Source organism: Pseudoalteromonas sp. GW168-MNA-CIBAN-0100 (genome assembly GCF_040309225.1).
Taxonomy (GTDB): Bacteria; Pseudomonadota; Gammaproteobacteria; order Enterobacterales; family Alteromonadaceae; genus Pseudoalteromonas; species Pseudoalteromonas arctica.
Window position 1 is genome coordinate 1 of record NZ_JBEOOL010000599.1, and the last position, 269, is coordinate 269.

The 269-nt window shown below is 38.3% G+C and carries 1 protein-coding gene; it reads left to right on the forward strand.

What is annotated here, in order from left to right; translation table 11 throughout:
* Positions 1-269: hypothetical protein (locus tag AAEY62_RS22610; RefSeq protein WP_350636659.1), on the forward strand; the 269-nt coding region annotated here is incomplete at both ends.

Consider the following 269-nt stretch of genomic DNA (forward strand, 5'->3'; position numbering starts at 1 on the left):
GTTTAGTAAAGTAACTCAAACCACCGAAAAAGGGGAAGTAGTTACCACGCGCTTAGATATGCCTTACGATGCCATAGTTATAGGTAGTGGTAATCGCTCTAAACCGACTGATACTAATGAGCAAGATCAGTTATTTATGATTCGAGATGAAAATACAGTGACTAAGTCATTTAAAACAGGGGCACCAGCAACAATCAAGGCATCTGATTTAATGCTGATGAATAGCGACCCATTTGGTAATTTATTAGACGATGTAGATGGGTTTATTG